General features: G+C 59.5%; 11 protein-coding genes, 1 tRNA gene and 9 pseudogenes. 12 read left to right on the forward strand and 9 right to left on the reverse strand.

Annotated features, from left to right (window positions below; translation table 11 throughout):
- Positions 1-365 (forward strand): annotated as a pseudogene (locus tag JCM25146_RS23655) (tRNA (adenosine(37)-N6)-threonylcarbamoyltransferase complex dimerization subunit type 1 TsaB); the annotation flags it as partial.
- Positions 365-823, forward strand: coding sequence for a GNAT family N-acetyltransferase (locus JCM25146_RS07770; RefSeq protein WP_035372214.1), 459 nt, complete (start codon positions 365-367; stop codon positions 821-823). The pseudogene JCM25146_RS23655 and the gene JCM25146_RS07770, both read left to right, overlap by 1 nt.
- A gap of 78 nt (positions 824-901) precedes the next feature.
- Here JCM25146_RS07770 and purD read toward each other — a convergent pair.
- Positions 902-2,190 (reverse strand): annotated as a pseudogene (gene purD, locus JCM25146_RS18070) (phosphoribosylamine--glycine ligase).
- Positions 2,191-2,233: 43 nt separating this feature from the next.
- Here purD and xseA point away from each other — a divergent pair.
- The 4 genes and pseudogenes from xseA to JCM25146_RS18080 all read left to right on the forward strand — a co-directional run bounded on the left by xseA (position 2,234) and on the right by JCM25146_RS18080 (position 5,512).
- Positions 2,234-3,683 (forward strand): annotated as a pseudogene (gene xseA / locus JCM25146_RS18075) (exodeoxyribonuclease VII large subunit).
- A gap of 99 nt (positions 3,684-3,782) precedes the next feature.
- Complete coding sequence (locus JCM25146_RS07785; RefSeq protein WP_025827099.1) at positions 3,783-4,124, forward strand: hypothetical protein; 342 nt, start codon at positions 3,783-3,785, stop codon at positions 4,122-4,124.
- Between the two features lie 97 nt (positions 4,125-4,221).
- Positions 4,222-4,308, forward strand: a tRNA-Leu gene (locus tag JCM25146_RS07790).
- Between the two features lie 31 nt (positions 4,309-4,339).
- Positions 4,340-5,512 (forward strand): annotated as a pseudogene (locus JCM25146_RS18080) (phosphoserine transaminase).
- Positions 5,513-5,727: 215 nt separating this feature from the next.
- Here JCM25146_RS18080 and JCM25146_RS07800 read toward each other — a convergent pair.
- The 5 genes and pseudogenes from JCM25146_RS07800 to JCM25146_RS07820 all read right to left on the reverse strand — a co-directional run bounded on the left by JCM25146_RS07800 (position 5,728) and on the right by JCM25146_RS07820 (position 11,137).
- The gene (locus tag JCM25146_RS07800; protein WP_025827100.1) at positions 5,728-7,119 is read right to left on the reverse strand and encodes an NAD-dependent succinate-semialdehyde dehydrogenase; all 1,392 of its coding nucleotides are present in this window, start codon (positions 7,117-7,119) and stop codon (positions 5,728-5,730) included.
- 36 nt (positions 7,120-7,155) lie between these two features.
- Positions 7,156-8,184, reverse strand: a complete 1,029-nt coding sequence (gene adhP / locus JCM25146_RS07805) for an alcohol dehydrogenase AdhP (RefSeq protein WP_025827102.1) — start codon at positions 8,182-8,184, stop codon at positions 7,156-7,158.
- Between the two features lie 64 nt (positions 8,185-8,248).
- Positions 8,249-9,662 (reverse strand): annotated as a pseudogene (locus JCM25146_RS18085) (NAD(P)(+) transhydrogenase (Re/Si-specific) subunit beta).
- Position 9,663: 1 nt separating this feature from the next.
- Positions 9,664-9,989, reverse strand: a pseudogene (locus tag JCM25146_RS18090) (NAD(P) transhydrogenase subunit alpha).
- Positions 9,989-11,137, reverse strand: a complete 1,149-nt coding sequence (locus JCM25146_RS07820; RefSeq protein ID WP_025827104.1) for an NAD(P) transhydrogenase subunit alpha — start codon at positions 11,135-11,137, stop codon at positions 9,989-9,991. The pseudogene JCM25146_RS18090 and the gene JCM25146_RS07820 overlap by 1 nt, the downstream one beginning before the upstream one ends.
- A 408-nt stretch (positions 11,138-11,545) precedes the next feature.
- Between JCM25146_RS07820 and JCM25146_RS18095 the strand changes: the two are divergent.
- The 6 genes and pseudogenes from JCM25146_RS18095 (at position 11,546) to JCM25146_RS07850 (ending at position 17,159) form a co-directional block, all read left to right on the forward strand.
- Positions 11,546-12,566, forward strand: a pseudogene (locus JCM25146_RS18095) (aspartate-semialdehyde dehydrogenase).
- 137 nt (positions 12,567-12,703) lie between these two features.
- Positions 12,704-13,177 (forward strand): succinate dehydrogenase, cytochrome b556 subunit, encoded by a 474-nt coding sequence (sdhC, locus tag JCM25146_RS07830; protein ID WP_025827107.1) that lies wholly within the window; start codon positions 12,704-12,706, stop codon positions 13,175-13,177.
- Between the two features lies 1 nt (position 13,178).
- A complete protein-coding gene (gene sdhD, locus JCM25146_RS07835) occupies positions 13,179-13,592 on the forward strand; it encodes a succinate dehydrogenase, hydrophobic membrane anchor protein (RefSeq protein WP_025827109.1) in 414 nt (137 codons plus the stop codon).
- A gap of 116 nt (positions 13,593-13,708) precedes the next feature.
- Positions 13,709-15,519: pseudogene (sdhA, locus tag JCM25146_RS18100) on the forward strand (succinate dehydrogenase flavoprotein subunit).
- Positions 15,520-15,543: 24 nt separating this feature from the next.
- A pseudogene (locus JCM25146_RS18105) lies at positions 15,544-16,327 on the forward strand (succinate dehydrogenase iron-sulfur subunit).
- 169 nt (positions 16,328-16,496) lie between these two features.
- Positions 16,497-17,159, forward strand: a complete 663-nt coding sequence (locus tag JCM25146_RS07850) for a tyrosine-protein phosphatase (RefSeq protein WP_025827111.1) — start codon at positions 16,497-16,499, stop codon at positions 17,157-17,159.
- A 273-nt stretch (positions 17,160-17,432) separates the two neighbouring features.
- Here JCM25146_RS07850 and JCM25146_RS07855 read toward each other — a convergent pair whose 3' ends face one another.
- From JCM25146_RS07855 to JCM25146_RS23660, 3 genes are read right to left on the reverse strand one after another with little or no spacing between them, the layout of a single operon-like run.
- On the reverse strand, positions 17,433-18,659 hold the full coding sequence (locus tag JCM25146_RS07855) for a phosphoglycerate kinase (RefSeq protein ID WP_025827113.1): 1,227 nt from the start codon (positions 18,657-18,659) through the stop codon (positions 17,433-17,435).
- Entirely contained in the window at positions 18,659-19,681 is a 1,023-nt protein-coding gene (gene gap / locus JCM25146_RS07860; protein ID WP_025827115.1) for a type I glyceraldehyde-3-phosphate dehydrogenase, read from the reverse strand. The genes JCM25146_RS07855 and gap overlap by 1 nt, the downstream gene beginning before the upstream one ends.
- Before the next feature lie 20 nt (positions 19,682-19,701).
- On the reverse strand, positions 19,702-20,748 hold the full coding sequence (locus tag JCM25146_RS23660) for a transketolase-like TK C-terminal-containing protein (RefSeq protein WP_242400996.1): 1,047 nt from the start codon (positions 20,746-20,748) through the stop codon (positions 19,702-19,704).

A 20,748-nucleotide genomic window follows, 5' to 3' on the forward strand; every position in this document is an offset into this window, starting at 1 on the left:
CTCTGGCGCCAGAGCTGGATGCAGCCCTTGTGGCTGCGGGCAGGCCCTTTGGCTGGCTGGCTGGTTGTAACCGCAGCCCGCCGGGGCCGTGTTTTGTGGAAGATAAACATGCGGTACGGGCCGTCAATATAGCCGACTGGCAGGCACCGCAGGAAGCGTGGCTGGTTGCGGGCGAGGCCCGGACAGAGCTGCCCTTCCCCTCCGCCATTATGTGCCAGACCAGCCACCCCAGTGTGGAACAGATTGCTGCCGCAGCACTCCGGCGTGTGCGGGGGGAACTCCCGGCACGGGCGGCGCTCCCGGTTTATGTGGACCCACCAGAGGCCAAACTGCCAGCCAGCGGGTTACGGGCTGCTCCCGTCTAATGCCTGTGGTGGATGTGCAGTGCGTGGGGGCAGCCCATGCTCAGGTTCTGGCCCGCTTGCATATGCAGTGTTTTGCCACGCAGGAGCAGTGGGACACAGCCGCCATGGCCAGCCTGCTCGGGTCTACCGGGGTTCTGGCCGGGGTTGTGGTGGTGGGGGCAGAACCAGCCGGATTTGTCATGCTGCGCTGTGTTGCGGGGGAGGCGGAAATTCTAACCCTGTGCGTGCTGCCAGAGTACAGGCGGCAGGGGTTGGCCGCGCAACTGGTGGCGTGGGGTCTTGGCCGTAGCGCGGAACAAGGCGCGGATATGGTTTTTCTGGAAGTCTCGGTTGGCAACCCTGCGGCGCAAGAACTGTATGTGCAGGCAGGGTTTGAACAAAAAGGACTACGCAGGGGGTACTACCCCGATGGCTCCGATGCTCTGGTGCTTGGCCGGATGCTGGGGCGGGCGGAGTAGGGACCTGCCCGCACCCAATGCTGCGGGCTCGGGGGCCTTACGGCCCCACCCGGATGCTTGGCGTATGGGGCGTTGGTTTTACAGGGCTCGGTTGCCAATATCCGTGCGCCACACGGCCCCATCCCACGTAATGGCCTTAACGCAGCGTAGGCGCGCTGTTGTGCCTCCTGCACAGTGTCTGCCAGTGCGCATACGGCCAGCACACGACCGCCAGAGACCACCAGATCGCCCGCCATGTCCTGTGTGGTGCCAGCCTGAAAAACCCTGACACCTTCCAGCGCATTGGCGGTATCCACGCCACGGATCACGGCCCCTTTTTCCGGCGTGCCGGGGTAGCCGCGTGCGGCCATGATCACGCAGACCGATGCTTGGTTGGAAAAGGTGATGGGGGCTACATCCAGCCGGTCCTCGGCCAGTGCACGCAGGGCAGGCAGCAGGTCCGATGTCAGGCGGGGGAGCAGGGCTTCGGCCTCTGGGTCGCCAAAGCGCACGTTGTATTCGATCAGTGATGGCCCCTGCTCGGTCAGCATAAGCCCTGCAAAAATAACACCGCGGAACGGCGTGCCCCGGCGCACCATTTCACGCAGCATGGGGCGTACCAGCAGGTCCAGTGCGGCTTCCTGCTCTGCCCGGCCAAAGCCTTTGGGGGGGGAGACCGCACCCATGCCGCCGGTATTTGGCCCTGTATCTCCATCGCCTATGCGCTTGTGGTCCTGTGCGGCTCCAATAAGGCAGGCCGTCTCCCCCGCGCAGAATGCGAAAAGCGAGACCTCCTCCCCGATCAGGCAATCTTCTATCACCACACTATGGCCCGCATCGCCCAGTGTGTTGCCGGTCATCATGTCCGTAATTGCGGCTTCGGCCTCGGTTACGGTTGTGGCGACAACAACCCCCTTGCCTGCGGCCAGTCCATCGGCCTTGACCACAATGGGCGCTCCCTTGCGGCGGACGTAAGCAATGGCGGCTGCGGAATCGGTAAAGCGTTCCCATGCAGCGGTGGGGATACCCGCCGCATCGCATATTTCCTTGGTAAAGCTTTTGCTGCCCTCAAGCTGGGCGGCGGCCTGCGTGGGGCCTGCACAGGGCAGGCCCGCCAGTGCGCAGGCATCGGCCAGCCCCGCTACCAGTGGCGCTTCGGGGCCGGGGACCACCAGATCAATCTTCTGTTCACGGGCAAAGGTGACAAGGGCTGCCACGTCATGTGCGCCAATGGGCACGTTGACCCCACAGCGCGCCGTGCCGGGGTTGCCCGGGGCAATGAACAGCGCGGAAAGGGCGGGGGATTTGGCCAGTGTTTCGGCCATGGCATGTTCGCGGCCGCCTGAGCCTACCAGAAGTACGCGCAATTCTTTTCTCCTGCTGTTCATGTCTGCTCTTTCAGGGCGAGCGTCTGTAGCATAGGTTAGGCGGATGCACGAAGAGTTTGGAGCCGCCCCCCCTTCTGGCGGCAATGTCCCTGAATATACGGTTTCGGAAATTTCCGGCGCAATCCGGCGTACGCTCGAAGGCTCGTTCAGTCGCGTGCGTGTGCGGGGCGAAATTACGGAGTTCAAACGCTACCCCTCCGGGCATCTTTATTTTTCGCTCAAGGATGAGCAGGGCAAGATTTCCGGCGTGGTCTGGCGCGGCAGTGTCAGTCGTCTTGGTCTGGTGCCAGAGAACGGGCTGGAAATTATTGCAACCGGCAAGGTCTCTTCCTACGGCGAGCGCTCAAGCTACCAGCTGGTGGTCGAGCGTATGGAATATGCGGGCGAGGGTGCTCTGCTGGCCCGCATCGAGCGCCTGCGCATCCGGCTGGGGGAGGAGGGTCTGTTTGACCCCGCCCGCAAACAGCCCATCCCCCTGCTGCCCCGCGTGATCGGTGTTGTCACATCCGCTCAGGGGGCTGTGCTGCATGATATCTGTACCACACTCCAGCGGCGCTTCCCCCGCCCTGTGGTGGTGTGGCCCGTACCAGTGCAGGGCGAGGGGGCTGCCGCCCAGATTGTGGCCGCCATTAACGGGTTTTCCGCGCTTGACGGTGCAGGGGCTGTGCCGCGACCGGATGTGGTGATTGTGGCGCGCGGCGGTGGCTCGCTTGAAGACCTGATGGCTTTTAATGATGAGGGCGTGGTCAGGGCAGCGGCGGCCTGCTCCATCCCCCTGATCTCGGCCGTGGGGCATGAGACCGATACAACCCTGATCGACTTTGCATCTGATCGGCGTGCCCCTACCCCCACGGCGGCAGCGGAAATGGCCGTACCTGTGCGGAGCGAACTGCTGGCCGAAATTGCGCACCGCGCTGCGCGTGCAACCGGCGCTCTGGCCCGGCAGTTGCAGACTGCCCGCCTGCGGTTGGACAGGGCCGCCGCCGCCCTGCCGGACCTGCCCACCCTTGTGCAGACCGCACGCATGCAGCTTGATGATAGAGGGCGCAGGCTGGATGTGGCCCTGCCCGCCCTTGTGCGCAGGCGCAAGGCAGATCTGGTTGGGGGTGGAGCGGCATATGCCTGCGGTGGAAACCCTTCTGTCAGGTCGTAGAACACGGCTTGCCGTGCTGGGGGGCGCTTTTGCCGGAGGGATGCAGCACAGCCTGCAACGGCAGGAAGTCAGGCTTGGCCGGTGTAGGGTGTCCCCCGCTCCGCTTATGGCCCTGTTACGTGAGCGACGTATTGCGCTAGGGGGGGCGGCCGGACAGCTTGAGGCCGTATCCCCGCTTGCGGTGCTGGCGCGTGGTTATGCTTTGGTTACGGCTGATGGCCACCCTGTGACAAAAGCCGCGGACCTGAAGAGTGGCCAGCAGGTTGATCTGACATTTGGGGACGGAGCCTGCCATGCCGTTATTGGGGGGCGACCGGTACAGGGGCTTTTGGACCTGTAAGCGCCCTGTTGGGTACAGGCCGGCAATCGGGTTATGCTGGCTGCTCCTTGCAACCGTGTGGGCAAACGCCACCCACAACGTGCGGAAAGACCAAAGCGTATGTCCATACCTGTTCGTATGAAGGTTCTGGCTTCTGGCTTGCTGCTTGGCCTGCTGGCCGGCTGCGCCAGCCAGCCCTCCCGCATTCCTCCCCAGAGCTTTGCGCCGGGGTTGAGTGGGGAGAGCCCACCCCCAGCGAATGAAAGCCAATTGGTGAACGACCCCTCCGCCCCCACCAATACGCCTCTGTGCGGAACGGCTGCGCGGGAGGCCATGGCCATGGCGGTGCAGAACTACCCCCAGCCCCTTGCTTTGGGGGGAAGTTGCGTGCGCAATGCATGCTTTAACACCCAGACAGGCACCTACATTGCTGCCGATGGCACACAGCGGATCTGCCGTTAGACCCGCAGGAACGCTGCCGCAGCCTGTAATCAACGACAAATGCTGCCAACAAACCCTTTTCCGGGCGGCAATTTGCTGGTAGGGGAAAAAGCAGTTCGCGAGAGTGACGGAACTGGTAGACGTAGTCGACTCAAAATCGACCGCCCTTACGGGCTTAGGGGTTCGAGTCCCCTCTCTCGCACCAGAGTTGCCCCTCCCTCTTCTCGGCCAAGGTTATGAACGCCCTTTCCCCTTCCGCTTCGTCCCGTCCGGCCATCCGCCCGCTCAATCCGTGCTTTTCATCCGGCCCCTGCGCCAAGCGCCCGGGGTGGAACCTTGCTGCACTGTCCAACGCGCTGGTTGGCCGCTCCCACCGTTCGCCAGAAGGGCGCGCACGGCTGAACGAGGTTATTGTACGCTCCCGCAAAATTCTGGGTGTGCCTGAAGGCTGGCGGGTAGGGATTGTACCCGCCTCCGATACCGGGGCGGTGGAAATGGCCCTGTGGTCCCTGCTGGGCGAACGCCCGGTGGATGTTCTGGCGTTTGAAAGTTTCTCGGCCCTGTGGGCGCAGGATATTGTGAGCCAGCTCAAGCTGGATAACACCCGTGTGCTTAAGGCTGATTATGGCCAGTTGCCTGACCTGTCCGAGGTCAACTGGCGCATGATGTGGTTCTTGCATGGAATGGCACCACCTCTGGCGTGCGTCTGCCGTCAGGAGATGTTATCCCCGCCGAGCATGAGGGGCTGGTGATCTGCGATGCAACATCCGCAGCCTTTGCCATGGACCTGCCATGGGACCGGCTGGATGTGGTGACGTGGTCCTGGCAGAAAGCACTGGGGGGTGAGGCCGCACACGGCATGATCGCCCTTTCTCCCCGTGCGGTGGAGCGGCTGCAAACCTACAAGGCACCACGCCCGCTGCCCAAGATTTTCCGCATGACAGCCAAGGATGCCCTGATCGAGGGTATTTTCAAGGGCGATACCATCAACACCCCCTCCATGCTGTGTGTGGAAGATGCGCTGGACAGTCTGCTCTGGGCAGAATCCGTTGGTGGGCTGGAAGGCTCAAGGCGCGCACGCAAGCTAATCTGGCAACGGTTGCCGCGTGGGTGCAAAAGACGGACTGGGTCTCTTTTCTGGCAGAAAAGAGGAAGAACGTTCTTCTACCGCGATTTGCCTGTGTATTGTGGCCCCATGGTTTTTAGCGCTTGAGCGCGACAGACAGATGGCAACGGTTAAAACCATGCTGTCTGTTCTGGATAAGGAAGGCATTGGTTTTGACCTTGCCAGCTACCGTGATGCCCCTGTGGGCCTGCGGATATGGGGTGGCGCGACAGTCGAGACGGCCGATGTTGCAGCACTGCTGCCATGGCTGGATTGGGCATTTGCGCTGGTTGTGCCTGCGTAACCTGCTCTTTGGTTTAGGTGTGCCTGAACGTCAGTGGTTTAAAAAGGCTGTGTGCGTGGCACGCAGCCTTTTTTGTGCGGGCGGAGGGCGAATTTTTTATAAAAACACCTGAATGATACATGCAGTATCATAAAACCACCAAACAGGATGGTACGCAAAAAGGGCGGGAGGATTGCTCCCCCCGCCCCTTCTGGTAAGCGCGGTTCAGAAAAACATCAGAACGGTGCGTCAATGTCCACAATATCAATCAGCTTGGCGTTTACAAACTCCTTCAGGCCAAGGCCGAGCAGTTCGCGGCCAAAGCCCGAGCGTTTGACGCCGCCAAACGGTAGGTCGGCCTTAACCATGGTCGGATGGTTGATGTAAACCATACCTGTATCAATCCGCCGTGCCAGTTCCGCGCCACGCTCTTCGTCCTTGGTGAAGATGGAACCACCCAGGCCGTAGGGGGAGTCGTTGGCAATTTCAATGGCGTGGTCAGCATCTTTGGCACGGAAGAGCATGGTCACCGGACCAAAGAATTCCGTGTGGCGGGCTGGGTTGCCCTCTTCCAGATGGCTCAGGATCACCGGGCGGAAGAAACAGCCTTTGTTGGGCATTTCCAGCGGAATTTCTTCAGCTTTTGCACCCTGTGCCACGGCATCGGCTACCTGCTGTTTAAGACCTTCCACAGCTCCGCGGGAGGATAGGGGCGGCAGTGTTGTGGCCGGGTCCATCGGGTCGCCCATGCGCAGGGCGGCAATGCCCTTGCGGTACAGATCGACAAATTTGTCGTACACGCCGTCTTCCACAATCATGCGCTTGGCGTTTACGCACACCTGTCCGCCGTTCCAGTGGCGGCCAAATACGGCCCATTTTACGGCTTTTTCCACATCGGCATCATTGAGCACGATCAGGGCATCAGACCCGCCCAGTTCCATGGTGCATTTTTTAAGCGCCAGCCCTGCCTCGGAGGCAACTTTGGCGCCAGCACCTTCGGAGCCGGTCAGGGCCACGCCGCGGACGCGAATGTCAGCAATGATTTTGGCAAGCTGGTCACGCGTGGGGTAGAGGTTCTGGAAGCCACCTTCAAGCAGCCCTGCGTCATGCATCAGCTTTTCCATAGCTGCGGCGCACTGCGGTACGTTGGAAGCGTGTTTGAGAATGACCACGTTCCCGGCAGAAAGCTGTGGCGCAATAATCCGCGCGACCTGATAGTAGGGGAAGTTCCACGGTTCAATGGCCAGCAGAATGCCCTGTGCCTCGAACACGATCTTGGCGCGCCCTTCCTTGACGGAGGCAAGGGGCAGTACTTCCGGGGCCAGAAGGCGCTCGGCATTAACAGCATAATATTCAAAAATTGCAGCAGACAGCTCGGTTTCTGCCTTTGCTTCGGCATAGAGCTTGCCCATTTCCAGCGTCAGCAGCTTGGAGTATTCGTCCACATTGGCGCGCAGGAGGTCGGCAGCTTTTTGCAAAACACGTGCGCGTTCAGCAAAAGATGTGTTTTTCCATTTTTTGAATGCGGCATGGCCCTTGTCCAGTGCTGCATCCACTTCGGCATCCGTCGGGCTTGGAAAAACCTTGACCTGTTCTTCGGTAAAAGGGTTTGTCGTTGCGTAAGCCATGGAAAAAATCCTTTTGATTGCGGATATTGAAGGATGTCAGTTCCGGAAATCCAGAACAATACGCCCTTCAACGCGACCGTGTTCAAGATCATCAAATATCTGATTGATGTTTTCAAGCCGGTCAGTCTTTGTAACCGAGGTCACTTTTCCTTCAGCAAAGAAGGAGAGCGCTTCGATCATGTCCAGCCTTGTCCCCACAATGGAGCCGCGGATGGTAATGGCGTTCATGACCATGTCAAAAATGGAAATGGGGAAATCACCCGGCGGCAGACCATTGAGCACCAGCGTACCCCCTGGACGAACATACCCCATGGCCTGAGAAAAGGCCTTGGTGGAAACCGCCGTGATCAAACCCCCATGTGCGCCGCCGACTTCCTTCTGGATAAAGGCCGCCGGGTCAGTTGTTCTGGCGTTAACGGTGTACGCTGCACCAAGTTTCCGTGCGGTTTCCAGTTTGGCGTCATCAATATCCACTGCGATCATGTTCAGGCCCATGGCAACACCATACTGGATGGCCATCTGCCCCAACCCGCCCGCGCCGGATATGGCAACCCAGTTGCCTGCCCGTGTGTCTGTCATTTTAAGGCCTTTATAGACCGTCAGCCCCGCACACAGGACTGGCGCAACCTTAATGGGGTCAACCCCTTGGGGAATATGGGCAACATAACCGGGGTCCGCCACCACATATTCCGCAAAGCAGCCATTAACGGAGTAGCCGGTTTCTTCCTGTTTCTGGCAAAGGGTTTCCCAGCCTGCATAGCAGTGTTCGCAATGACCGCAGGCGGAATACAGGAAGGGTACACCCACCACATCCCCTTCCTTGACCCAGTCAACATTGCTGCCAACCGCGACTACGGTGCCCACGCCTTCGTGCCCGGGAATAAAGGGAAGTGTGGGTTTTTTGGGCCAGTCACCACTGGCTGCGTGCAGGTCCGTATGGCAGACGCCGCAGGCGATCATCTTGACCAGAATCTGGTTGGAGTTGATGGAGGGAATGTCCAGTTCTTCAAGCGTGAGCGGCTTGCCAAATTCATGGACAACAGCGGCTTTCATCTTGCCTGACATAATCTACGCCTTTTGTTGTAAACAAAAAAACGGGAGGGACCGTCTGGTTCCCTCCAGCTTGCCCTCAGGCAGTGCCCAGAGCTTTGACTGCTTCGACCATCTTGGAGAGCACCGCCTGTGCATCCCCAAAGACCATCGTACAGTTTTTCTGGAAGAACAGCGGGTTCTGCACCCCCGAATACCCGGTGCCAGACCCACGTTTGATGACAAAGACCTGACGGGCCTTGTAGGCGTTCAGGATCGGCATGCCATAAATGGGGGAGGACTTGTCGGTCAGGGCTTCGGGGTTGACCACGTCGTTCGCGCCAATAATCAGGCAACGTCGGTGGTGGCAAAGCTGTCGTTAATATCGTCCATATCGCAGATCATGTCGTATGGAACGCCAGCTTCGGCCAGCAGCACGTTCATATGCCCCGGCATGCGGCCTGCAACGGGGTGGATGGCAAACTTGACATCCACACCATCGGCCACAAGCATTTTAACAAATTCGTACAGCTTCTGCTGTGCCTGTGCGACGGCCAGACCATAGCCGGGCACAATAATCACGCTCGAGGCATAACGCATGGAGGTTGCAGCATCCGACGGGTCGGCGGATTTCATTTCCCCTTCCGGTCCCTTGGCGGAGCTGGCGGTATCCCCAAAGTTGCTGAACAGCACGTTGGTGAGCGAGCGGTTCATGGCCTTGGCCATCAGTGCAGTCAGCAGGGTGCCTGCGGAGCCCACGACCATACCTGCGATCATCAGCGCGGGGTTGCCCATCACATAGCCTTCAAGCCCCACAGCCAGACCGGTAAAGGCGTTGTAGAGCGAGATCACAACCGGCATGTCCGCCCCGCCAATGGGCAGGGTCATGCACACGCCAAACAGCAGTGCGGCAGCAAAGAACAGAATACCCGGCAGCACACCCTGCGGGGTGGCGTACTGCATGACCGTAAGCGCACCAAGCACAAGCGCAATCAGGAATAGTGCAGCGTTAAAAATGCGCTGGCCGCCAAAACGCACGGGCTTTCTCATCCGCCCGTCAAGCTTGGCCCATGCGATAATGGAGCCGGTAAAGGAGATACAGCCAATCAGCGCGCCAACAATGGTAACGCTCAGGTGCAGCCCGGACGTGGCATGGTCGGACAGAAGGCTGACCGCAGCAAGGGAGGCCGCGGAACCACCGCCCATGCCATTGAAGATGGCAACCATCTGCGGCATGGCGGTCATCTGCACCGTGCGGCCACGCCAGCCGGTCCACAGGCAGCCCAGCAGCAGGGCCACAACAGCCAGTGCTACGTTAACAAGCAGGTGCGGGCGGGCATCGGGCTGATGTTGAACAGGTTGAGGAACGTAGCGCCAACCACAAACACCATGCCGTAGCCTGCGGTGACAATGCCCGAGACAGCGGTTACGGGGGAGGACATGGCCTTCAGCCCGTAAATGAACAGACCCGCGGCAATCAGCCCGCTCAGGCCAACAATATATTCGATCAACATGTTACGGCTGGCCTTTTTTCTCTGGTGTCTGCTTCTGGCTCGGGCGGAACATGGCCAGCATGCGGTCGGTTACGACATAACCCCCCATCACGTTGCCAGCGCCCAGAAAAACCCCGACAAACCCGATAATCTGCCCCGTAAGTGTGGTGGCATTGAACAGCGCGTCCAGTGCCCCAACCACCACAATACCGTGGATGAAGTTGGAGCCGGACATGAGCGGCGTATGCAGGATGGAGGCACCCGGCTAATTACCACGTAGCCGGTAAATGCGGCCAGCATGAAGATGTAGAGGGCGATAATGAAGGTCATGGATGTTACGGAATCCATCATGCTTTCTCCGCTGGTGTGCCTTCGATGACCTTGAGGATGGCGGCGTTGGTAATCTTGCCATCGTGGGTCAGGGTGGTGCCGGTAATGACCTCGTCCGTAAAATCGGGCTTGAGCACACCGTCATGCAGAACCTGCTCCAGCAGGTTGTAAATGTTCTTGGCGTACAACTCGCTCGCCTGTGCGGCCAGACTGGAGGGCAGGTTGGTCGGGCCAACCATGACCACGGGGCCAACCTTGACAATTTCGCCCGCCTTGGTGCCTTCACAGTTGCCGCCGTTGGGCGCGCCCATGTCCACCACAACGGAGCCTTCCTTCATGCCTGCAAGTTGCTCGGCATCAATCAGGCGTGGGGCCTTGCGACCGGGGACGGCTGCTGTGGTAATAATCAGGTCAGCTTGTGCAATATGCTGCGAAAGGGTCGCGCGCACCTTGGCTTTTTCGTCCGCTGTCAGTTCACGGGCGTAGCCGCCGGCTCCTCGTGCATCAATGCCCGTATCCACAAACTTGGCACCAACGGACTCCGCTTCTTCCTTGGTTTCTGGGCGTACGTCGTAGCCTTCGCACACAGCGCCAAGGCGGTGTGCTGTGGCCAGTGCCTGCAGGCCTGCAACACCAAGCCCCATGACCAGCACGCGGGCCGCACGCAGGGAGCCAACGGCGGTGGTCATCATGGGCAGGATTTTCTGCATGTGCACACTGCCCAGCAGGGGAGCGTAATACCCGGCAAGAGCTGCCTGACTGGACAGGGCGTCCATGGCCTGCGCACGGCTGATGCGGGGGATCAGCTCCATGGCAAAGGTGGTGATCTTGCCATCACGCAGCGCCTTGACCAGTTCTGGCTGGCTCTGGGCGTAAATGAAGGAGACCAGCAGGGCACCGGGCTTCATTTTTTTGACGGTTTCGACTGATGGCGGTTGGACGGCCAGCACAATATCCGCATCTGCAACCAGTTTCCCGGTATCGGGCTCCTGCGTGACCTGTGCTTTTGTGTAGGCGTCGTCGGTGTAGGTTGCAGCACTGCCCGCTCCCTGCTCCAGAACAAGATCTGCCCCAAGCTTGGCTATGCGCTGTGCTACCGCGGGAATCATGGCAACCCGGCGTTCGTCAGGCTGCGTTTCCTTCAGGATGGCAATTTTAACGGTCACGTTCTTTTCCCAATGCATTCTGTATGGGGTGAGGAGGGACCGGGATGGCGGGGTAGATAGACGGCCTTCCTCCACAACTTTGCTGGTTGATATGACAAGCATATCTGCGAAAGGTTGCATTGATATGCGTCAAAGAAACCTTTCGAACATGATATAAAATTATTTTTTTCATTATTGCACTTTATAAATAAGTTGCACGGAGCGTGTGCCCCCCTCAGCTTTTTGGGGCAGGGGCCGCGCGGTGGTGGTAGATCATGCCAGCCCCCTGCCATGCGTATGGGTCAGGGAAAGCGCGGGCCGAGCAATTCCATTTGTAGGCGGAATGGTCTAGGGTTCGCGCGATTGAACGGGCTGCGCGCGGGCACCCGTTGTTCTGACTTCTAACGTGCTCTGAATCAAAGGTGGATTATGGGTTATCGGGTTGCTGTTGTAGGCGCGACAGGTGCAGTGGGACGGGAAATCCTCAAGACACTGGCCGAACGGGAGTTCCCGGTGGATGATATTGTCGCACCTGGCCTCCCCCGCTCTGCGGGCGTGAAGTGTCCTTCGGGGACCGTGTTCTGAAAGTGCAGAACCTTGAAACCTTTGATTTCAAGGGCTGGGATGTCGGGCTGTTCTCCCCCGGTGGTTCGGTGTCGGCCAAGTATGCGCCCATCGCTGCCAAGGCTGGCTGCGTTGTCATCGACAACACATCCCACTTCCGCATGGAGCCGGATGTGCCGCTGGTGGTGCCCGAGGTAAACCCCCTCGCCCTCAAGGACATGAAGCGCAACATCATTGCCAACCCCAACTGCTCAACCATTCAGATGGTGGTGGCCCTCAAGCCGCTGCACGACCTGTTTACCCTCAAGCGGGTGGTGGTCTCCACGTATCAGGCTGTGTCTGGCGCGGGTAAGGACGGGATGGACGAGCTGTTCTCCCAGACCCGTGGGAGCTTTGTAAATGACCCGCCCAAGATCGAGCAGTTCCAGAAGCAGATCGCCTTCAACTGCATTCCCCAGATCGACCGCTTTATGGATGACGGTGCGACCAAGGAAGAATGAAGATGCGAGTCGAGACCAAAAAAATTCTCGACCCGGACGTGGAGGTGCTGGCCACCTGCGTGCGTGTGCCGGTGTTTGTTGGTCATTCCGAAGCCGTTGTGGCCGAATTTGTCGAGCCGGTGGACCTTGAGCGCGCGCGTGAGGCGCTGCGGGAGTCCGAAGGGGTTGTGCTGCTCGACCAGCGTGAAGATGGCGGGTATGTGACCCCGCTTGAATCTGTGGGGGAAGATGCGACCTATGTGTCACGCCTTCGTGTCGATCCGAGCGTGCCCCATGGGCTGGCCTTCTGGTGTGTTGCCGATAATCTGCGGAAAGGCGCGGCTTTGAACGCCGTGCAGATCGCTGAAACCATGATCGCGCTGGATCTTCTGCCCAGACACGCCTGAGTGAGAATCCACCCCCTCTCGGTCTCGTGTTGATCCGTTGAATTGACCGGGCCGAGGCGCGGGGCGTAGGACAAAAACGATGCAAAACGCTGGATGCAACCAGCGCTCAGGGATAGACACGGGGTACGAGGCTGACAATGCAGGATATCCGTAAGGCCCTCTATGTAGGGAGCCGAAGTGACGGCACACTGATCGAGCGGCCCATGTCGCCGCACTTGCAGGTGTACCGTTATCGGCTTTCCATGGTTCTTTCCATTTCGAATCGAATCACGGGAGTGATCGCCACGGCTGGTGCGGCGTTGGGTGTGTTCTGGCTTGGTGCGGCAGCCAAAGGGCCAAAGTCCTTTGCTACGGCGCGCAAGGTAACGGGCAACCCGCTGGGCCAGCTTGTGCTGGTGGGGTGGCTGGCTTCGGTCGTTTACCACACGGTCGGCGGCATCCGGCATCTTATCTGGGATGCGGGCTACCGTTACGACAAGGAAGAACTGAACAAGGATGGCCCAGTGGCAGTGGGCGTAACCGCGGGCGTAAGCACCGTGCTGGCCGCTGCCCTGCTTGCTGTGGCTGGCTGCCGCAGGAGCAAACGCGCCAAAGCCGGGAAGGTATCCTGACATGAACGCTTCTGTTCCACATATTGAAGTCATGCGCTCCCAGCTTGGGCGTGCACGCGGTCTGGGTGCGGGGCATTCAGGCGTTGGCCACTGGTGGGCCGAGCGTGTTTCTGCTGCCAGTCTGCTGCCACTTTCCACATGGTTTGTGGTGCAGATGTTCCGCCTTGGCGGGGCTGACCACGCAGAGGTGGTCAAATGGGGCGGCAAGCCCGTTAACGCCACCATGCTGGCGGCACTGATTATTACCACATTCTACCATGCGCAGGTTGGCCTGCAGGTCATTGTGGACGATTACGTGCACGGCAAGGCGCACCTGCCCACCCGTCTTTTGATCAAGATCGGTACCTCCCTTATGGGGCTGCTTGGCGTGTTCGCCGTGATCAAGCTGGTGGTGCGGAGCGGTTCCGGCAAATAAGCCGGGCCTTTGCCCAAGTATAAAAGAGCCTTGTGCCGCCGACGGAACAGGTCGGATACGCGGCGGCATGAACCTGAACGACTGACAGGCCGAACGCATATGGGAGCGCCGTCACGATGAATGCCAATTCCTCTCCTTCTCGGGGAGCTTACCGGATTGTTGATCACGCATACGATGTTGTGGTCGTGGGAGCAGGTGGTTCGGGCCTGCGTGCAACGCTGGGCATGGGGGCCGCAGGCCTGAGCACCGCGTGCATTACCAAGGTTTTCCCCACCCGTAGCCATACCGTGGCCGCGCAGGGTGGCATTGGGGCCTCTCTTGGCAACATGGCCGAGGATCACTGGCGCTGGCACATGTATGACACCGTAAAAGGGTCTGACTGGCTGGGTGACCAGGACGCCATCGAGTTCATGGTGCGCGAGGCAGTGCCCGCCGTGCAGGAACTGGAACATTTTGGTGTTCCCTTCTCCCGCACGGAAGAGGGTAAAATCTACCAGCGCCCCTTTGGCGGGCATATGAGCGACTTTGGCAAGGCCCCCGTGCCCCGCGCCTGTGCTGCGGCTGACCGTACGGGCCATGCCATCCTGCACACGCTGTACCAGCAGTGCCTCAAGCATAATGTTGAGTTCTTTGTCGAATATTTCGCCATTGACCTGATTATGGATGACGAGGCGCATGCCGGGGCGTTATGGCCTGGTGCCAGGATGATGGCACCATCCACCGCTTCAATGCCAAAATGGTTGTGCTCGCTACAGGTGGTTATGGCCGTGCCTACCAGTCCTGCACCTCTGCCCATACATGCACGGGTGATGGCAACGGCATGGTCATGCGTGCGGGTCTGCCTACGCAGGATATGGAGTTTGTCCAGTTCCATCCCACGGGTATTTACCCCGCAGGGTGCCTGCTGACCGAAGGCTGCCGTGGTGAGGGTGGTTACCTGACCAACTCCGAGGGTGAGCGTTTTATGGAACGCTACGCCCCGACCGCCAAAGACCTTGCCTCGCGCGACGTGGTGTCCCGCGCCATGACAATCGAGATCAAGGAAGGCCGTGGCTGTGGTCCCAAAAAGGATCACATCATGATGCATCTGGAGCATCTGGGCTCCGACCTGCTGCATGAGCGCCTGCCGGGGATTTTGGAAACATCGCGTATTTTTGCCGGTGTGGACGTAACCAAGGAGCCGGTGCCGGTTCTGCCAACCGTGCATTACAATATGGGTGGTATTCCCACCAATATTCACGGCGAAGTTGTGCGCCCCACAGCAGATAACCCCGATGCGGTGGTACCAGGCCTGATGGCCGTGGGCGAGGCCGCCTGCGTGTCCGTGCATGGTGCAAACCGCCTTGGCACAAACTCCCTGCTTGACCTGATCGTATTTGGTCGTGCGGCAGCCCGCCGTGCGGCGGAGGTGGTCAAACCGACGGACTTTGTGCGCCCACTTCCCGCTGGGGCTGGCGAGTTTGCTCTCGATCGTCTGGACAAGCTGCGTTACGCCAAGGGGGGCACCAAGGTCTCCGCCATGCGGGACCGCCTCCAGCGTGACATGCAGACTCATGCAGCCGTGTTCCGCACGCAGGAAAGCCTGCAGGAAGGTGTGGACAAGATCCGCGATATCTGGAGTGGTCTGGGCGATCTCTGCGTTTCTGACAGCTCACTGATCTGGAATAGTGACCTGATGGAAGCGCTGGAGTTTGAAAACCTGCTGGCCAATGCAACAGCTACGCTCGAAAGTGGTCTGGCCCGGCATGAAAGCCGTGGCGCGCATGCCCGCGATGACTTCCCCGAACGTGATGACAAGGAATGGCTCAAACATTCCGTTTCCTGGCTGGATGACAAGGGCGGCGTCAAGCTGACCTATCGTCCGGTGCATATGAAAACCCTGACCGACGATGTCGAGGTTTTCCCACCCAAAAAGCGCGTTTACTGATCCGCAGGGCAAAGGGAGGCGAACATGGTCGAACTCAGACTGCCGCGTAACAGCACCGTAGGGAAAGGCAAAACCTTTCCCGCTCCTGCTGGGGCAAAAAATGTCAAAACCTTCAAGGTTTACCCGCTGGTCCCCCGATGACGGGAAAAACCCGGTCATAGATTCATACGATCTTGACCTGGATACAATCGGGCCAATGGTGCTGGACGCCATTATCCACATCAAGAATGAGGTGGACCCCACGCTGACTTTCCGGCGCTCCTGCCGCGAAGGGATCTGTGGCTCCTGCGCGATGAACATTGATGGCGAGAACACGCTTGCGTGCCTCAAGCCGATCAAGGACATTCAGGGCGATGTGCGGATTTATCCGCTGCCCCATATGCCCATTGTCAAGGATCTGGTGTCCAATCTGGATGGGGCTTATGCACAGCTGCGCTCCATCCAGCCATGGATGCAGGCCGACAGTGCGCCACCACCCGATGGTGAACGCCGCCAGAGCATTGAGGAGCGCGCCAAGCTTGACGGTATGTGGGAGTGCATTCTGTGCTTCTGCTGCACAACGTCCTGCCCGTCCTATTGGTGGAATGGGGACAAATACCTTGGCCCGGCCGTTCTGCTTGCCGCACACCGCTGGATCGCAGACAGCCGTGATGAGCATACGGGCGAACGTCTGGATGCGCTGGAAGATACGTTCAAGCTCTATGCGTGCCGCACCATCATGAACTGCACCCAGACCTGCCCCAAGGGTCTGAACCCGGCCAAGGCCATTGGCCGGATCAAGGAACTCCAGATCGAACGTAAGGTCTGATCCTTACCGGTTCACTCTGTCAGTCTTTGGGCAAACCCTGCGGGAGAATACTCCCGCAGGGTTTTTGCTGTTTGCAGTAGGCGGCAGACCGGGGCCAATATTGACGTATGGCGTTGGAGGTGGAACATAAAAATCCAACCATGCACCAAGCATGACAAAAGGGGGTCTTGTGTTTAACGGCCATCTTACGACCCAGACCGGCCGTGCCAGAGCATGGACGGACAGCCTGTTTGTGGACCATGCGGTGCTGCGTCTGGTCTGGACTAATTTCCATGCCGTTATTCCGGGCAAGGTGTACCGTTGTAACCACCCCACTCCTGCGCGCCTGCGGCGGGCTGTGCGCAAGCTGGGCCTGCGGACACTGGTGAACCTGCGTGGCCACAGGCAGTGCGGTTCGGACGCCCTCTCGCGCAATGCGGCGGCCCGGATTGGGCTGACCCATCTGGATATGGCGTTTGAAAGCAGGGGCGCTCCCCACAAAGACCGTATTCTGCGGTTTGCCAAGATGTATGGCTCCTTGCAGTTTCCCATGCTTATGCACTGCAAGTCTGGGGCGGATCGGGCGGGGCTGGCCTCGGCGCTGGTTATCATGTTCGAAGGTGGGAGTGCTGAGCAGGCTCTTGGCGAATTGTCCTGGCGGTTTGGGCATTTTCGTGGGTCACGCACGGGTATTCTGGACGCTTTCTTTCTGCGGTATCAAGCACAGGCGGAGGGGCGCATCCCGTTTATGGAATGGGTGTGCAACGAGTATGATGAGGAGGCCCTTAAGCAGGATTTTGTGGCGGGCCGGATTGCCGCTTTTCTAACCGATCAGGTGCTCAGGAGAGAGTAGCAGACGCGGTTCAGGTCTGGTGAAAATGTTTTTCTTCTGATGTTTCGTCAGGAAAGTAACAGTGTAGATACACATCTGACGCCTTGATGAACAACATCCATAAGCTGCAGGAAGATTTAGGGAATAAACCAAGAGCATAGTCCCATGTCTCCCCCCATCGTATGATGAAGGTTTTACTTTTTGCGCTCCACAGAACGATTTTTTGCCAGACAATAAAAAACCGCCGGAAGCCTGAGCCTCCGGCGGTCTGGTCGTCTAAAGTAGAAAACCTGCTTAGATTGGCAGGGTTTTTTCCAGCGTGGTGCTAAGGGCAGTCAGGCCCGGCAGAACCTTGCCCTCCAGCCATTCCAGAAAAGCGCCACCAGCGGTGGAGACATAGGTCATGTCATGCAGCACACCGGCATGGCGCAGGGCCGACACGGTGTCCCCCCCACCCGCTACGGTTTTGAGTGCCCCTGCCTTGGTCAGGCGTCCGGCTTCCTGCGCTACGGCGTTTGTGCCCTCATCAAACGGAGGGAGTTCAAACACGCCAAGCGGACCGTTCCAGACCAGAGTTTTCAACCCTGCCAGTTTGCTGTTGAGGAGCTTGACCGTTTCCGGCCCCACGTCCAGCGCCATCCACCCGTCGGGAATGGCGTTGGCAGGCACGGTGCTGGTGGGTGCTCCGGCTATAAAGTCCTCGGAGATGACCATATCAACCGGCAGGATCAGGTCGCAGTTCTTGGCCTTGGCCTGCGCCATAATCTGGCGGGCCGTGTCCAGCATGTCGTCTTCCTTGAGCGACTTGCCAACATTCAGCCCCTGTGCGGCCAGAAACGTGTTGGCCATGGCGCCACCAATAGCCAGCATGTCCACCTTGTCCAGAAGGTTTTCAAGCAACTGAAGTTTGGTGGAAATTTTGGCCCCACCCACAATGGCCCCAACCGGGCGCTCGGGGTTTTCCAGCGCGGCGAACAGGGCCTGAAGTTCCGCTTCCATCAGACGTCCGCCAAAGGATGGCAGATGCGTGGCAACACCTGCCGTGGAGGCATGGGCGCGGTGTGCGGCCGAGAATGCGTCGTTGACATACACATCCCCCAGACTGGCGAGTGCTGCGGAAAGTTCCGCATCATTCTTTTCCTCACCAGGCTGGAAGCGGGTATTTTCGAGCAGCAGCACTTCGCCATCGTTCAGGGAGCGTGTTGCGGCTTCTGCATCGGGGCCGATGCAGTCATGCGCAAAGTTGACCGGACGCCCCAGTGCCGTGGCCAGTGCCGTGGCAATGGGTTTGAGCGACATGGCAGGCACAACCTGCCCTTTTGGCCGGTCAAAATGGCTGAGCAGAATAACCCGCCCGCCTTTGTCTGCCAGTTCCGCAATGGTGGGAATAATGCGCTCTATACGGGTCTGGTCAGTGACCTGACCGTCCTTCATGGGGACGTTCAGATCCACGCGGAGCAGGATGCGCTTGCCCTTGGGGTCAAGCGTGTCCAGCGTAGCAAAGGGGAGGTTGGTTGCCATCAGAGCGATCCAAACAGGGCTGCCGTATCGGACATACGGTTGGAGAAGCCCCATTCGTTGTCGTACCAGGAGCACACGCGCACCAGCTTGCCGCCATCGACCAGAGCCGTCTGTGTGGCGTCGAAGGTGGAGGATGCAATGGCATGGTTGAAGTCGGAGCTGACCAGAGGGGCTTCGTTATAGGCCAGAGCGTTCTTCATTGTGCCTGCGTCCACAACGGCGCGAATGGCGTTGTTGACCTCTTCCACGCTGCTCGGAGCCGTTTTTGGCACAAAATCGAGCGAGACCACGGAGACGTTGGCCGTGGGTACGCGAATGGCCGTGCCATCAAGCTTGCCCTTGAGCTGGGGCAGAACCAGACCTACGGCGCGCGCCGCACCTGTGGAGGTGGGGATCATGTTCATGCCCGCAGCACGTGCACGGCGCAGGTCCTTGTGCAGCGTGTCCACCGTGCGCTGGTCACCGGTGTAGGAGTGAATTGTCACCATGTAGCCGCGTTCGATGCCAAACGCATCTTCCATCACCTTGGCAACGGGAGCCAGACAGTTGGTGGTGCAGGATGCGTTGGAGATAACGGTCATGTCCGATGTCAGCACATCTTCATTGACGCCATAAACGATGGTGGCGTCCACATCCGTTGCCGGAGCGGAGACAATGACCTTGCGTGCGCCAGCGGCCAGCAGCAGGCCTGCCTTTTCCTTGGTGGTGAACAGGCCGGTGCATTCCATGGCCACATCAACACCCGCAAAAGGAACCTTGGAGGGGTCACGCTCGGCGGAAACGGTAATCGGGTCCCATGTGCGGCCATTGGCGGAAATGATCAGCTTGCCATTTTCCACCCGTACATCCGCAGGCAGGCGGCCATGCACGCTGTCGTAGCTCAGGAGGTGTGCGTTGTCTTCCACACTGCCCAGATCGTTAATGGCAACCGGCACCACGTCCGTGCGCCCGCTTTCAATAATGCCGCGCAGCACAAGGCGACCGATACGTCCAAAGCCATTGATGGCGATTTTGACTGCCATGGGATGTGTCTCCGTATTTTTTATAGTCTTGTTATCGTTAGTGACATGTCCAGGTCTTCCAGCCGGGACGAAGATGGGGCGGTTGGGGACGAGTCCTTTTGCGCTCCAGATGCCAGAAAACGCGCAAGCACTTTCTCGCAGATCGCTCCGGCTGTAATGCCAAAGCGTTCATACACCGCGTTGGCGGGAGCGGATATGCCAAAATCATCCATGCCAACGAAAATTCCATCCGCCCCAAGCCAGCGCTCCCAGCCAAAGCTGCTTGCTGCCTCTATTCCCACGCGCAGGCCCTCGCTCCCCAGCACAGCTGCGCGGTAGGCAGGGGGCTGCTGTGCAAAAACCTCCCAGCAGGGGATGGAGACAACAGCCACATTCAACCCCTGTTCGCTCAGATGCTGGCCTGCCTGTGTGGCAATGGCAACCTCGGGGCCGGATGCCATGAGCGTGACATGCCGCGCTCCTGCCCCACAGCTTGCAAGGTAGCCCCCGTGGGATGGCCCGCCATAATGCCCTGCCCGTCTGCTGGCCCCGGCCCGTGGGGGCGGAGGGTTGGGGCACAGGATCAGCAGGGCCGGGCCTTGCGGCCAGTTCAATGCGGCCTGCCAGCAGGCAAAGGTCTCCTCCGCACAGGCGGGGCGAAAAACCGCCAGATGCGGCATGGCGCGCAGGCTGGCCAGCTGTTCCACGGGCTGCCAGCCCCCGCCGTTATCGCTCAGGGCCAGCCCGTCATCTGTCAGCAGGTAGAGTACCTTGCTGCGCATGAGCGCTGTCATGCGCAAGGCGGAGCGCATGCGGTCAATGGTCATCATCCCCGCAACGCCACAGGGCAGTATGCCGCCATGGCGGGCCATGCCGTTGAGCATGCCCGCCATGCCATGCTCCTGTATGCCACAAGGCTGCGCGGAATGGCTGAAGGGAATGGGCAGGTTGGCCCGGCGTGAGCTTCTGGTGCTGGAGGTTGCGGCCAGAATAGCGAGGTCCTGACGCAGGAGTGCCAGAGCCCCCAACCCGGCAAAGGCCGCCTGCTGGACGATCCGTTGGGTGCGGCACGCATGGCCTGCCGCCAT

The organism is Acetobacter okinawensis JCM 25146, from assembly GCF_000613865.1.
Lineage (GTDB): Bacteria > Pseudomonadota > Alphaproteobacteria > Acetobacterales > Acetobacteraceae > Acetobacter > Acetobacter okinawensis.

Excerpts from the sequence above, each read along its gene's own strand:
- JCM25146_RS07770 (WP_035372214.1), top strand. The coding sequence starts at position 365 with ATGCCTGTGGTGGATGTGCAGTGCGTGGGGGCAGCCCATGCTCAGGTT.
- JCM25146_RS07785 (WP_025827099.1), top strand. The coding sequence starts at position 3,783 with ATGTCCATACCTGTTCGTATGAAGGTTCTGGCTTCTGGCTTGCTGCTT.
- JCM25146_RS07800 (WP_025827100.1), bottom strand. The coding sequence starts at position 7,119 with ATGGCTTACGCAACGACAAACCCTTTTACCGAAGAACAGGTCAAGGTT.
- adhP (WP_025827102.1), bottom strand. The coding sequence starts at position 8,184 with ATGTCAGGCAAGATGAAAGCCGCTGTTGTCCATGAATTTGGCAAGCCG.
- sdhC (WP_025827107.1), top strand. The coding sequence starts at position 12,704 with ATGCAGGATATCCGTAAGGCCCTCTATGTAGGGAGCCGAAGTGACGGC.
- sdhD (WP_025827109.1), top strand. The coding sequence starts at position 13,179 with ATGAACGCTTCTGTTCCACATATTGAAGTCATGCGCTCCCAGCTTGGG.
- JCM25146_RS07855 (WP_025827113.1), bottom strand. The coding sequence starts at position 18,659 with ATGGCAACCAACCTCCCCTTTGCTACGCTGGACACGCTTGACCCCAAG.
- gap (WP_025827115.1), bottom strand. The coding sequence starts at position 19,681 with ATGGCAGTCAAAATCGCCATCAATGGCTTTGGACGTATCGGTCGCCTT.
- JCM25146_RS23660 (WP_242400996.1), bottom strand. The coding sequence starts at position 20,748 with ATGGCGGCAGGCCATGCGTGCCGCACCCAACGGATCGTCCAGCAGGCG.